At 67.5% G+C, this 14,214-nt stretch carries 8 protein-coding genes; 3 read left to right on the top strand and 5 right to left on the bottom strand.

The window, feature by feature from the left end; genetic code table 11:
• Nucleotides 1-69: 69 nt before the first annotated feature.
• The 5 genes from AC5RV3_RS09640 to glgP all read right to left on the bottom strand — a co-directional run bounded on the left by AC5RV3_RS09640 (nucleotide 70) and on the right by glgP (nucleotide 5,942).
• A complete protein-coding gene (locus tag AC5RV3_RS09640) occupies nucleotides 70-657 on the bottom strand; it encodes a DUF3618 domain-containing protein (RefSeq protein ID WP_494111916.1) in 588 nt (195 codons plus the stop codon).
• A complete protein-coding gene (locus tag AC5RV3_RS09635; RefSeq protein ID WP_494122337.1) occupies nucleotides 654-1,106 on the bottom strand; it encodes a phage holin family protein in 453 nt (150 codons plus the stop codon). The genes AC5RV3_RS09640 and AC5RV3_RS09635 overlap by 4 nt, the downstream gene beginning before the upstream one ends.
• A gap of 11 nt (nucleotides 1,107-1,117) precedes the next feature.
• A complete protein-coding gene (locus AC5RV3_RS09630) occupies nucleotides 1,118-1,942 on the bottom strand; it encodes a hypothetical protein (protein ID WP_494121941.1) in 825 nt (274 codons plus the stop codon).
• Between the two features lie 48 nt (nucleotides 1,943-1,990).
• The gene (locus tag AC5RV3_RS09625; protein WP_494121940.1) at nucleotides 1,991-3,055 is read right to left on the bottom strand and encodes a YihY/virulence factor BrkB family protein; all 1,065 of its coding nucleotides are present in this window, start codon (nucleotides 3,053-3,055) and stop codon (nucleotides 1,991-1,993) included.
• 253 nt (nucleotides 3,056-3,308) lie between these two features.
• Nucleotides 3,309-5,942, bottom strand: a complete 2,634-nt coding sequence (gene glgP, locus AC5RV3_RS09620; RefSeq protein ID WP_494121939.1) for an alpha-glucan family phosphorylase — start codon at nucleotides 5,940-5,942, stop codon at nucleotides 3,309-3,311.
• A gap of 146 nt (nucleotides 5,943-6,088) precedes the next feature.
• Between glgP and AC5RV3_RS09615 the strand changes: the two genes are divergently transcribed.
• Genes AC5RV3_RS09615 through glgB form a run of 3 tightly spaced genes read left to right on the top strand, consistent with a single transcriptional unit; the run spans nucleotide 6,089 to nucleotide 13,912 of the window.
• Nucleotides 6,089-8,137, top strand: coding sequence for an alpha-1,4-glucan--maltose-1-phosphate maltosyltransferase (locus AC5RV3_RS09615; RefSeq protein WP_494122336.1), 2,049 nt, complete (start codon nucleotides 6,089-6,091; stop codon nucleotides 8,135-8,137).
• Complete coding sequence (treS, locus tag AC5RV3_RS09610) at nucleotides 8,137-9,936, top strand: maltose alpha-D-glucosyltransferase (RefSeq protein WP_494121938.1); 1,800 nt, start codon at nucleotides 8,137-8,139, stop codon at nucleotides 9,934-9,936. The genes AC5RV3_RS09615 and treS overlap by 1 nt, the downstream gene beginning before the upstream one ends.
• The gene (gene glgB / locus AC5RV3_RS09605; RefSeq protein WP_494121937.1) at nucleotides 9,929-13,912 is read left to right on the top strand and encodes a 1,4-alpha-glucan branching protein GlgB; all 3,984 of its coding nucleotides are present in this window, start codon (nucleotides 9,929-9,931) and stop codon (nucleotides 13,910-13,912) included. The genes treS and glgB overlap by 8 nt, the downstream gene beginning before the upstream one ends.
• Nucleotides 13,913-14,214 lie beyond the last annotated feature (302 nt).

Raw genomic sequence — 14,214 nt, 5'->3', positions numbered from 1 at the left:
GCGCCGGGAGTGCCTCAAGGGCTCTCCCGGCGACGGCATGCTGCCCGTCAGGCAGCGTGGACGAAGGACCTAGATCTGCCGGGGCGGATCCTGCACGTTGCCGCGGGCCTCCTGTGCCCGTTGCTTCACGTCCTCGGCGGCGGACGTGCCTTCGGACTTGACCCTGCCCGCCGAGTCCTGGGCCGAGGACTTCAGGTCTTCGGCTGCCTCGCGGGCCGGCTCCTTCATGTCCTGGGCCACCTGCCGGGCGGAGTCCTTGACTTCCTGCACCACCGGTTCGGCCTGTTCCTTGACCTTGTCGGCTGCCTGCTGCTCCACCCGGCTGGCCGGGAACAGCGAGGACAGCAACCAGCCGGCGCCGAAGGCGATCAGGCCGGCCGCTACCGGGTTGCCCTGGGCCTTGCGGGCGAGCTGGTGCGGGGCGTCGCTGGCCATTTCGCCGGCGTCGTGCATCATGGAGCGGGTGCCGCCGGTGGCGTCGTCGGCGGCGCCCATGATCTTATCCTTGACGCGGCCCACGGAATCCTTCACTTTGTCCGTCTGCCGGTGGACGATGTTCGACGGCGACGCTTTCTCCGCCACGGCGTCGACGTCCGTGCCCAGCCGGGCGCGGGTGCGTTCGATGTCGGCTCGGATTTCTTCGGGTGACTGGCTCATAGCGCTTCCTCACTTGGCTTCAATGTTTCCGGAATCTGCTTTACTGACTCGGTGGTCTGGGGCATCCCTTCGACCGTCTTCAGCTGCTTGCGGCCTACCGAATACAGAATGGCCGCGATGATGGCCCAGATGACTGCCACAATCAGGCCGGACCAGGCCCATCCGATCCCGCCGGCGATGAGCGCCCACAGGGCCAGGGACAGGAACAGGAGGACGAAATGGCCGGCCACGCCGGCTCCGCCCAACAAGCCTGCCCCCTTGCCGGCCTTGGTGCCGGTCTCCTTGAGTTCGGCCTTCGCCAGTTCCAGTTCCTGGCGCATCAGGACGGAGATGTCCGTGCTCACTTGGCTGAGCAGGTCGCCCAAGGATTCGTTTTCGGCCTTAATTTCCGCCCGTGTTGGTTCGGCTCCATCCTGTCCGGGCACCCGTTGATTGCTCGGACCCGGCATTTGCTGGTGACTCATCGAGTCCCTCCGTCCTCATAGGGGTTCCGCTCCGGGATCGCGGTGCCACGGCCACCGGCGGGCGGTTCGCCCAAGGGGTAGGTGGTTTCAGGCTGTGCCGGTGCGCCGCCGAGGGCGGAACCTGTCTGCGCCCCGGGCGCCGCAAAACCTTGGGCGCTTTGGGCTTCATAGCTGCCGGCCCCGGCGGTGCCGTAGCCCGAACCGGTGGTGGCACGGTGCGTGCCCACTTGCCTGCCCGTCATGGAGCCGCTGGCTGATCCGCTGTCGGCGGTGAGCCCCTTGGTCAGCCGCCCGGCCAGGACGCCGGCTCCTGCCGCGATCGCAAGGAAGGCACCGGGACGTCGCCGGGCAAAACGCTTGACCTCGTCGAGCAGCGATCCCGGATCGCGATTCTCCAGCCACCCCGCGACGGAGTCGGCTCGGCCTGCCACCTGGCCGACCAACCGGGTCGCCGGCCCGGACTGCTCGGAGTTTTGGGCCATGGAGTTGAGCTCCTCTCCGATCGACCGCAGCCCCGAAGCCACGCGCTGCTGCTGCGTGTTGGCCTGGCTGTGGATGCCATCGCCCATTTCTGACATCAGGTTGCGGGCCTTTTCCTTGGCTTCGTGCGCTACGTGCTTAACCTCGTCCTTGGCAGTCTCGGCAACCTGCTGGCCCGCTTCGGCCCCTTCGCGTCCTACTTCCCTCGCCTCGGTCTTGGCTGTCTCGCTCTTGGACTGGCCGGTGGACGGGGGATTCGAGGGTGGCGGGACGGCCGTGCCCCCTGTCGGGTAGACGGGAGCGCCCTCGTCGTAACTGCCGGAATGTGGATTCGTGGTCATGGGAATTCCTTTTCCTTGTCGGGTTCTTCCTGTCAGTCCTGATCTTGATCAGCTACGGTCACGGGATTCCTCCTCGGAATGCGCGAACTTGCGGCGCAGGTCGCGCCCCCGTGTAATGTCCTCCTCTTCCTTCTCAGCCTTCTTGTCGATCTTGCGGCTGTCGCGGACCGGAAGCTGGATATTTTCTTCGGCAGCCATGCCGGCCTGCAGTTCGCGGCCGCGCTCCGTCTCGGCATCGAACTCCGCACCGAACAACAGGGCGAGGTTGGCCAACCAGAACCACAGCAGCAGGACGATCACGCCGCCGATGGCTCCGTAGGTCGCGTTGTAGTTGCCGAAGTTCGCCACGTAGAAGGCGAAGCCAAGCGTCGCAAGGGCCAGCACTATCAGCGCGAGGAGGGCGCCCAGGCTCATCCAGCGGAACTTCGGCTGCTTTACGTTGGGCGTCGCGTAGTACAACACGGCCACGATCACCACGGCGAAGATGACGACGACCGGCCATTTGGCAATGTCCCAAACGGTCACCGCCGCCTCGCCGAGTCCGATCACCGATCCGATCGCCTCCGCAATCGGGCCGGACACCACCAGCATCAGCAGCGTCAGCACTGCCAGCAGCAGCACCACGACGGTGATCAGCAGCATCACCGGGCGAAGTACCCAGAACGGCCGGCCTTCCTCGACCTCGTAGATCCTGTTCATGGCCCGGCCGAAGGCGTTGACGTAGCCGGAGGCCGACCAGATGGCGCCGACCAGGCCGACGACGAACGCGAGCCCGGCTCCCGGGGCGCTGGCCAATTGTTGGATTGGCTGTTGGATGACCTCCACTGCCTGGGCAGGTGCTACCTGCCCGAGCATGCTCATCATGGCGTTGGTGGTCTGTTCCGCCTGTCCAACCAGCCCCAGGATGGAAACCAACGCCAGCAGGCCGGGGAACAGGGACAGCACTGCGTAGTACGTCAGTCCCGCCGCAAGATCCGTGCAATTGTCGTCGGAAAATTCCCGGATGGTCTTGCGGAGGATGTACTTCCACGAAGCCTTCTTTATCTGCTGCGGCTGCTGCGGCTTGTCCTCGTGGTCCGGCGGTGGTGCCTCCCGGTCGGTGCTCGTGCCCAAGTTCGCCTCCTTCGTAGTCCGTTCGGACGGAACACCCTCATGCTATTAGTCAGCATGCTGATAATAAAGGGGTGAGTCACACAGAAGGACGTACGAAGGGGCATATTTTCGCTCGAAACCAGCATGAAACAGGCGGTCTCAAAGGAATTAAAGAAACTGCCGGATAGTGACGTTTCAGCCGTTCCGCTGCCCTCAGGGTGCGCCGCTCGCGCCGGCGGCGGACGCGAGCGGCGTCGGGGCGACGTGGCGTGGCTCAGCCGGTGGCGTTGGAAACCAAGCCGAGTTCGGCCTGGTTTGCCAGCGCCGGGTGCTTGGGCAGCACCCGAACGCTGTACCCGAACGACCCGGATCGGTCGATGGTGACCGGGCCGGTGAAGAGATAACGGCCATCGCCCAACTGGTCGCTGACGGCCAGTTCGTCGCTGGAGGTCTGCGCGAGGTCGTCGTTTTCGGTGACCTGGCCGTGCACCACCTGGACGGTGACGCTGTCCGGCGGCAGTGATCCGAGCCGGACGTAGGCATTGACCGTCAGCGACTCGCCGATCTGCGGCTCGTCCGTGATGCCCATCGAGTCCACGTGCTCCACCGACACGTCGTCCCAGGCGGCGTGGACCCGGCTGGTCCACGCCGCCAGTTCCTTCGCCGCCGCAAAATCGTCCGCCCGGGCCGTCCTGCCGGAGGCCCAGGCCGGACGGTAGAGCTGCTCCACATAGTCATGCAGCATCCGCTCTGCGGAAACCGCCGGTCCCAGATTGGCCAGCGTGTGTTTGATCATCGCGATCCACTGGTGCGGGACGGTATCGTTCGGCACCGGCTCGGACGGTCCGGCCGCGCCCGCGCCTTCGGAGACCTCGGCGGCATAGAAACGGGGTGCCACGTGGTGCTCGATGAGGTCGTAGAGCGCGGCGGCCTCGATATCGTCGCGCTCGTCCGGGTCGAACATGTCGGCGGTCCGGGCGCCGGTGGAAGGGTTCGCCGTCGGAATCGCCCAGCCGTTGTCGCCGTCGTACATCTCGTCCCACCAGCCGTCCAGCACGGAGAGATTCAGTCCACCGTTGATCGCGGCCTTCATGCCGGACGTCCCGCAGGCCTCCAGCGGGCGCAGGGGGTTGTTCAGCCAAACGTCACAGCCCGGGAAGAGCGTCCGCGCCATGGCGATGTCGTAGTTGGGCAGGAACACAATCCGGTGCCGGACCGCGGGGTCGTCGGTGAAACGGACCAGGTCCTGGATCATCCGCTTGCCCTGTTCATCCGCCGGGTGGGACTTGCCCGCGATGACCAGCTGGACAGGCCGTTCCGGGTGCAGCAGCAACGTCTTGAGCCGGGCCGGATCGCGCAGCATCAGGGTCAGCCGCTTGTAGGTTGGCACCCGGCGGGCGAAACCGATGGTCAGTACGTCCGGGTCCAGCACGGCGTCGGTCCACGCCAGCTCCGCATCCGCGGCCCCCCGCTTCTTCCAGGAGGCTCGCAGCCGGCGGCGGACATCCTCGATCAGGGCCGTCCGCAGGCTCCGGCGCAACGCCCAGATGTCCTCGTCGGACACGTCGTAGACGCGGTCCCACTGGCGGGCGATCACCGTCTCGTCGCCAAACGCCGACCGCGCGAACTCCGCGATCCGGGGATCCACCCAGGTGGGCACATGCACGCCGTTGGTCACCGAGCTGATCGGCACTTCCTCCTGGTCGAAGCCCGGCCAGAGCCCCGAGAACATGCCGCGGGAGACCACACCGTGCAGCTTGGCCACGCCGTTGGCCCGCTGCGCCAGCCGCAGGCCCATCACGGCCATGTTGAACTTGGACGGATCTCCGCCGTCGTAATTCTCGTCCCCGAGTTCCAGGATCTTGGCGGTGGGTACATCCGGGGCCAGGCCCGCACTGAAGAAGTGCTGGATCTGTGCCTTGTCGAACCGGTCGATGCCCGCGGGCACCGGCGTATGCGTGGTGAACACGGTGTTGGCGCGGCCTGCGGCCAGCGCCTCGTCCCACGTCAACCCGGCCGCCGCCAGCTCCTGGATGCGTTCGATCCCCAGGAAGCCGGCGTGCCCTTCGTTCGTGTGGTAGACCTCCGGGGCGGGGGCGCCGGTGAGCCGCTGGTGGATGCGCAGGGCCTTCACGCCGCCCATGCCCAGCAGCAGCTCCTGCTGCAGGCGGTGGTCGCCGCCTCCGCCGTAGAGCCGGTCGGTGATGCCGCGGGCGGCCTCGTCGTTGCCCGGGATGTTGGAATCGAGCAGCAGCAGCGGAACCCGGCCCACGTCGGCGCGCCAGATGTAGGCGCCGAGCCTGCGCCCGTTCGGCAGCGGCAGCGTGACCTGGGCCGGCTGCCCGTCCGCCTCGCGCAGCAACGTCAACGGCAAGCCGTCCGGGTCCAGCACGGGGTAGGTCTCCTGCTGCCAGGCATCGCGGCTCAGCGACTGCATGAAGTAGCCGGCGGCGTAGAGCAGGCCCACGCCCACCAGCGGCACGCCCAGATCGGAGGCGGCCTTCAGGTGGTCGCCCGCCAGGATGCCCAGGCCGCCGGAGTACTGCGGAAGCACATGGGAGACGCCGTACTCGGGGGAGAAGTAAGCGATCGACGCCGGTGCGTCGGCTCCCAGCGTCTGGTACCAGCGGTCCTCGGCCAAATACTGCTCAAGGTCGGCGTCCAGCTCGCGCACCCGAGCCACCACGTCCCGGTCGTCGGCCAGCGCCCGCAGCCGTTCGCGGGTGAAGGAGCCAAGCAGGGCGACGGGATCCTCGCGCACCTCGGCCCAGGCCTGCGGATCCAGCTGTTCGAACAGCTGCTGGGTGGGCCGGTGCCAGGACCAGCGGAGGTTGCCGGCCAAGCGGGCCAACGGAGCAATGCTCTCGGGGAGGACAGTTCGGACAGTAAATCTGCGGATTGCCTTCACCCGGCCTAGGCTAGCGCACGTCCCCTGCGCCGATGATGGCCGGCGGGTGAATGCCCCCTGAACTGGCCGTCAAGACGGCCGCGAGGGGTAAGGGTGCTTCGCAATCGGGAAGGAATCTCGCTAACGTCTGTCTTGTGACGACTTCGATGCAGGAGCACAGTACGACCCAGCCAGCCGCGCGCCTGAAGTTTGGCCGGATCCCGGTTGTCGACGTCTGGCCCGTCGTCGGCGGCGGCGAGTTTCCGGTCAAGGCGATCCCGGGCGAAGACATAGAGGTAGCCGCCACCGTCTTCCGCGAGGGGCACGACAAGATCGGCGCCACCGCGGTGTTGTTCGACCCGGACGGCCAGCCCGTCCAGCGGGCAAGACTCACGCCGGGCGCGCCCGGCACCGACCGCTGGCACGGCACGCTCCGGCCCACAGGGACGGGCCTCTGGACCTTCCACGTTGAAGGCTGGGGAGACAATTACGCCACCTGGCGGCACAACGCCGAGGTGAAGATTGCCGCCGGCGTGGACGTGGAACTCATGCTCGCCGAGGGCCGGCTGCTGTTGGACCAGGCCGCGGGGCAGGGCGGGCGGCCGGAAGGCAACGCGCAGGTGTTGCGCGATGCTGCCGCCGCGCTCGCCGACGAATCGCTCACCGTGCATGAACGTTTGGCCGCCGGAACCTCGAACGCCGTGCTGGACGCCGTGAACAGCCACCCGATCCGCAGCCTGGTCAGCCCCTCGAAGCAGTACCCCATCCTGGTGGAGCGCGAACGGGCCGGCCGCGGCGCCTGGTACGAATTCTTCCCGCGCTCCGAGGGCGCACACTACGACCCGGCGGACGGGACCTGGACATCCGGGGACTTTACGACGGCGGCCGAGCGGCTTCCGGCCGTTGCCGCCATGGGCTTCGACGTGGTGTACCTGCCGCCGATCCACCCGATCGGCGAGGTCAACCGCAAGGGGCCGAACAACACGCTGACCGCCGGTCCCGGCGACCCCGGGTCGCCCTGGGCCATCGGCTCCAAGGACGGCGGGCACGACGCCATCCACCCCGACCTGGGCGGATTCGAGCAGTTCGACGCCTTTGTGGCCGCTGCCGAGGCGCTAGGCATGGAGGTGGCCCTGGACCTGGCGCTGCAGGCCGCCCCTGACCACCCGTGGGCCACCGAGCATCCCGAGTGGTTCACCACCCGGGCCGACGGCACGATTGCCTACGCGGAGAATCCGCCGAAGAAGTACCAGGACATCTATCCGCTGAATTTTGATAACGACCCGCGTGGCCTTTCCGAAGAGGTCCTGCGGATCGTGAAGCTGTGGATTTCGCACGGAGTGAAGATCTTCCGGGTGGACAACCCGCACACCAAGCCCTTGTGGTTCTGGGAATGGCTGATCGGAACGGTGAACCGGGACCACCCGGAGGTCGTGTTCCTGGCCGAGGCCTTCACCCGCCCGGCCATGATGCACGCGCTGGGCCGCGCCGGCTTCCAGCAGTCCTACAGCTACTTCACCTGGCGCAACACCAAGGAAGAGATCGAAGAGTATTTCGCCGAAGTCAGCCACGAGACGGCGCCGTTCTTCCGGCCGAACTTCTTCGTCAACACCCCTGACATCCTCACCGAGTACCTGCAGTACGGCGGCCCCGCCGCGTTCAAGGTCCGGGCGGTGCTGGCGGCCACGGCCAGCCCGCTCTGGGGCGTGTACGCCGGTTTCGAACTGTACGAGCACGTGGCCCGGCCGGGCGCCGAGGAGTACATCGACAACGAAAAGTACGAGTACAAGGCCCGCGATTTCGCCGCCGCGGAGGCCGAGGGACGCTCGCTCGCGCCGTACCTGACCCGGCTGAACACCATCCGGCGGGCCCACCCGGCGCTGGGCGACCTGGGCAACCTCACCGTGCACCGCAGCACCGACCCGGCCACGGTGGTGTACTCCAAGCACAAGGCGCACCTGCCCCAAGGCCACGGCGGCGGGCGGGACACGATCATCGTCGTCGTCAACGTGGACCCGCACAGCGCGCGCGAGTCAACGGTCTCGCTGGATTTGGCGGCGCTGGGGCTGCGGGACGAGGACTTCAACGACGACGGCACGTTCTGGGTGGATGACCTGCTCAGCGGGCAGAGCTGGCGCTGGGGCGAACACAACTATGTGCGGCTGGACGCACACGTGGAACCCGCCCACATCCTGCACATCCGAAGGAACCGCTGATGGCCGGCCCCTTCCAGCTGCACGCTCCGGGGCTGCCGCATGACCCGCACTGGTACCGCAAGGCAGTGTTTTACGAGGTGCTGTTGCGGGGCTTCGCTGACTCCAACGGGGACGGATCGGGCGACTTCTCCGGGCTGATCGACAAGCTCGACTACCTGCAGTGGCTGGGCGTCGACTGCCTGTGGATCCCGCCGTTCTTCAAGTCCCCGTTGCGGGACGGCGGGTACGACGTCGCGGACTACTTCGACGTGCTGGACGAGTTCGGCACCATCGGCGACTTCAAGCGCCTGGTGGCCGAGGCACACGCCCGCGGCGTGCGCGTGATCATCGACCTGCCCATAAACCACACGTCGGACAAGCACGACTGGTTCGAGCAGTCCCGGCGGGACCCGGAGGGGCCGTACGGGGACTTCTATGTGTGGTCCGACACGGACGAAAAATACCAGGACGCGCGGATCATCTTCGTGGACAGCGAGGATTCCAACTGGGCGTTCGACCCGATCCGCCGTCAGTTCTACTGGCACCGCTTCTTCAGCCACCAGCCGGACCTGAACTTCGAAAACCCCAAGGTGATCGATGCGCTGTTCGACGTCGTACGGTTCTGGCTGGACCAGGGGATCGACGGTTTCCGCGCCGACGCCATCCCGTACCTGTTCGAGGAGGACGGAACCAACTGCGAAAACCTGCCCGCCACGCACGCCTTCCTGCGGGACCTGCGCACACTGGTGGACACGGAATACCCGGGCCGCGTGATCATCGCCGAGGCCAACCAGCTGCCGCACGAGGTGGTGGAATACTTCGGCCAGCCGGACGGCGACGGCGAGCTGCGCCCCGAATGCCATATGGCCTTCCACTTCCCGATCATGCCGCGGCTGTATTACGCGCTCCGGGACCAAAAGGCGGCCCCGATCATTGCCACCATGGAGCAAACACCGGCCATCCCGGCCGGGGCGCAGTGGGGAACCTTCCTGCGCAACCATGACGAACTGACGCTGGAAATGGTCACCCGCGAAGAGCGCGAGGCGATGTTCGGCTGGTACGCGCCGGATTCCCGGATGCGCTCCAACATCGGAATCCGCCGCCGGCTGGCCCCGCTGCTGGACAACTCGCGCGCCGAGATCGAACTGATTCACGCGCTGCTGCTGTCGCTGCCGGGCAGCCCGTTCCTTTACTACGGGGACGAGATCGGCATGGGCGACAATATCTGGCTCGAAGACCGCGATGCCTCCCGCACGCCGATGCAGTGGAACCCCGACCGCAACGCCGGGTTCTCCACCGCGGACCCCGGCAAGCTTTACCTGCCGGTGGTGCAGTCGCTGGTCTACCACTACAACTACGTCAACGTTGAGGCGCAGTTGGCGCACAACAGCTCGCTGCTGCACTGGGTGCGCCAGATGCTCGCGGTGCGCAAGGCCCATCCCGCCTTCGGCCTGGGTACTTACCGGAACGTGCCGGTGGACTCGGAATCGGTGCTGGCCTTTTTGCGGGAAGTGCCGGAGGGCAATGCCGAGGGTCTGGAGAAAGAGGTGCTGCTGTGCGTGTTCAACCTGTCCCAGCACCCCGTGGCGGCACCGCTGCGGCTGCCCGAATTCGCCGGTCGCGGGCTGCGCGACACGTTCGGAGGCGTCCCGTTCCCGGCCTTTGACGACGCCGGCCAGCTCACGCTGACGCTGGGCAGCCACGACTTCTTCTGGTTGCGGCTGCGTTCGGCCGCGTCCAACCCGGCATCTCCACAGACCGAGACACTCCCAGTCATCAAACCCGCGACTGAAGGAACAGAGGTGGCAACACATGCCTGAATTCACGCCGAGCCTTCCCGAACTGCTGCGCCAGTGGCTGCCCGTCCAGCGCTGGTTCCCCGCCAAGGGCCAGGAGTCGGTCCTGCACCGGCTGGGCGGCATCCGGTTGCAGGACCCGGCCGGAGCGGTGGGACTGGAAGTGCACATCGTGGCCGTGCACACCGCCGACGCAGTCCACGTGGTCAACGTGCCGCTGAGCTACCGCCGGGAGCCGATGGCCGGCGGAGAGGCGGCCCTGCTTGGGCGCGCGCAGCAGGGCACCGAGGACACCTGGACGGCAGCCAGCCACGAGGGCGAGACTGCCGGGGCGGACGACGACGGCGCTGGCGGCGCCGCGGGGGCGGCCGGCGGTGCTGCGGGCGATTCCGGGGAGCGCTGGATTTACGACGGCGCCCACGACCCGGTGTTCGTGGCCGCCTGGCTGGAGTTGATGCGGCGGCAGCTGGTAACCGGCGACGGGCATACCCGCGGCCATGCCGGGGCCGGGTTCGAATCCTGGCCGGAGTTCACCACCGGGCTGCAGGCCTCCGTGCTGCTGGGTGAGCAGTCGAACACTTCGGTGGTGGTCGAGTCCGACCAAGGCCCGCTGATCGTGAAGTTCTTCCGGGTGTTGGAAGCCGGCACCAATCCGGACGTCGAAGTCGGAGTGCTGCTCACGGAGGCCGGCTGCCGTGAAGTCCCGGTAACCTACGGGTGGGTCACCGGCGGGTGGCACACTCCCGGACAGGACAACGACGGCAGCGACCGCCTGTGGGATACCGGCCACCTGAGCGTGCTGCGGGAATTCATTCCGGACAGCCAGGATGCCTGGCGCACCGCGTCGGGTTCGGCCCTGGACGGCACGGACTTCAGCTCGCAGGCCCGCGAGCTCGGAGCCGTCACCGGACGGATCCACCGCAGCCTGCGCGACGCGGCCGGCGCCTACCCGGCGGATGCCAAGGCCGTCGACGCTTTCAAGTCTGCGCTGGCGGAACGGATCCGCTGGGGCTGGGCCCAGGCGGGTGCGTCCGTGGGGCCCATGGACGGCGCGGTGCAGGAACTGCTGGACCGGCTGGGCCAGGTGACTGAGCTTCCGGAGCTGCAGCGGATCCACGGCGACTACCACCTGGGCCAGGTGCTGTTCTCGGCCCAGCGGGGCTGGATAGTGCTTGATTTCGAGGGCGAACCGCTGCGGCCCATGGGGGAGCGCGGCACCGACGACGTGCCGCTGCGCGACGTGGTGGGGATGCTGCGCTCGTTCGACTACGCCGCCGGCGTTGCCCGGCTCGCGGAGCCCGACGATGCAGCCGGCGCCGCCGCCGACAACTGGGCGGCGCAGGCCAGCGCCGCGTTCCTGGACGGCTACCGGGAAGGGACTGGCGAACCCGTGGACACGTCGTCCACGCTCTTCCGGGCGCTGCTCCTGGACAAGGCCCTCTACGAAGTCGTGTACGAACAGCGCAACCGCCCGCGCTGGGTGCAGGTGCCGGTCCGCGGGGTCCGCGAGGCGCTGGCGCCCCTGGCGGGCGCCGGCACCCCGGCCGGGACCGGCAACCGGGACAAGGTCGCCGCGGGCGCCGACACCCCGCCCGGATCCGGTAACCGGGACAAGGTTGCCGCGGGCAACGGCGGGACTTTCGCCGCCGGCGCAGCCGCGGCCGGAACCGCCGCCGCCGCCAACACCTCCGGCGCGGCCACCGGTTCCGGTCGTCGGGCCCGTCCCGTCCCCTCCACCGCCGCGGAGTCGTCCGTGCGCGGGCCGGCGTCGCCGTCGGGCAGCCGCTCCGGCGCCCCGGTGCATGTCGAGCAGGAGGTGCTCTCCGCCGTCGCGCACGGGTCCTACCACCAGCCGCACGCCGTCCTCGGCGCCCACCTGGATGACCACGGACACGTCACGGTCCGCACCCGGCGCCCGCTGGCCGATTCCGTCACCGTGATCACGCCGTCCCTGCGCGTGCCGATGGAACACGAGCACGAGGGCATCTGGGTGGCGGTCTTTCCGGCCGACGATCCGGGACGCGTCCCGGATTACCGACTCGAGGTAGCGTACGACGGCGGTGCTCCCGCCATCAGCGACGACCCCTACCACTATCTGCCCAGCCTGGGCGAAATCGACCTGCACCTGATCGGCGAGGGCCGGCACGAGACCCTCTGGAGCGCGCTCGGCTCCCACGTGCGGCGTTATAACTCCGCGCTGGGCGACACGTCCGGGGCCAGCTTCGCCGTCTGGGCGCCGAATGCCCGGGCCGTCCGGGTCAAGGGCGACTTCAACCATTGGGACGGCGCCCGGCACGCGATGCGCTCGATGGGCGGATCCGGCGTGTGGGAACTGTTCATCCCCGGTGTCGAGGCGGGTGCCGTCTACAAGTACGAGTTGCTGGGCCAGGACGGCCAGTGGCGGGAGAAGGCCGACCCGATGGCCCGCTGGACCGAGGTCCCACCGTTGACCGGTTCCCGCGTGGTCGAATCGCACTACCGCTTCGGCGACCAGGAATGGATGGAGCGGCGCGCCGCCCGCGACCCGCACAACGGGCCCATGAGCGTGTACGAGGTGCACCTGGGGTCGTGGCGGCTGGGGCTGGACTACCGGCAGCTGGCCGACCAGCTCGCCGAATACGTCAGCTGGCAGGGTTTCACGCACGTGGAGTTCATGCCCGTGGCCGAGCATCCGTTCGGAGGATCGTGGGGCTACCAGGTCACCTCCTATTACGCGCCGACCTCGCGCTTCGGGCACCCGGACGACTTCAAGTACCTGGTGGACAGGCTGCACCAGGCGGGCATCGGCGTCATTCTGGACTGGGTTCCGGCCCACTTCCCCAAGGACGAGTGGGCGCTGGCCCGGTTTGACGGCCAGCCGCTGTATGAACACGGCGACCCCCGGCTGGGCGAACACCCGGACTGGGGCACGCTGATCTTCGACTTCGGCCGCCGCGAGGTGCGCAACTTCCTGGTCGCCAACGCGCTGTACTGGATGGAAGAATTCCACATCGACGGACTCCGGGTGGATGCGGTGGCCTCAATGCTGTACCGCGACTACTCGCGCAAGGACGGGGAATGGTTCCCCAACATCCATGGCGGCCGCGAAAACCTGGAGGCCATCTCCTTCCTTCAGGAAGTCAACGCCACCGCGTACAAACGGGTGCCGGGCATCGTCATGATCGCGGAAGAGTCCACCGCGTTCGACGGCGTGACCCGCCCGACCAGCGCGGGCGGCCTCGGCTTCGGGCTGAAGTGGAACATGGGCTGGATGCACGACACCCTGGAATACATCGCCGAGGACCCGGTCAACCGGATGTACCACCACGGCAAGGCCACCTTCTCGATGGTCTATGCCTACACGGAGAACTTCCTGCTGCCGATCAGCCATGACGAAGTGGTCCACGGCAAGGGGTCGATGCTGCGCAAGATGCCGGGCGATCGCTGGCAGCAGCTGGCCAACCTGCGCGCCTACCTGGCATTCCAATGGGCACATCCGGGCAAGCAGCTGATTTTCATGGGAACCGAATTCGGCCAGGAGTCCGAATGGTCCGAACAGCATGGGCTGGACTGGTGGCTCTCCGAAAATGTTCCGCACAAGGGGCTGCAGCACCTGGTCCGCAACCTCAACGGGATTTACCGTTCCACGCCGGCTTTGTACGAGCGCGACAATGAGCCGGCCGGCTTCCAGTGGATCGACGAGAACGACGGCGCCCTCAACACGCTGTCCTTCATCCGCTGGGACCAGCAGGGCAACCCGCTGGTTTGCGTGGCCAACTTCTCCGGCGCCCCGCATGAAGGATTCCGGCTCGGGATGCCGTGGGCGGGGGAATGGGACGAGGCCTTGAATACCGACGCAGCCGAATACGGCGGCTCCGGAGTCGTCAACGGCGGTGCCGTCACAGCCGTGGAAGGCGGCTGGAAGGACAGCCCCGCTTCGGCGACCCTGCGGGTGCCCCCGCTCGGCGTGGTGTACCTGAAGCCGTCGGCCGGTGGCCGGCCCCGGGTGGCGGAAAGATGAACGGCAGCGGAATTTACATCCGCGCCGACCGGTGCTAGAGTTTAAAGCCGCGCAGGGCGGTAAGGCCGCCTCGCCGGGACCGACCGGAGGCACACGCCAACGGGAGGAACGGACAGGGCAGTTTGACAAGGACTGCCGGCGCGGGTAAGTTAGAAAAGTTGCTCCGGAGCGATGGAGGGCCTGAGAGGGTCGTCCTGGTGCCGGGTGCTCCTGTTGTTTGAGAACTCAATAGTGTGCCAAGTTTGTTGATACCAATTATTTATTGGTTGAAAGTGCCGTGGCGTGCCGCCCCTGTGGTGTGT

Source organism: Arthrobacter sp. Y3221114 (assembly GCF_059092625.1).
This window is presented reverse-complemented; position numbering and strand designations above follow the sequence as displayed.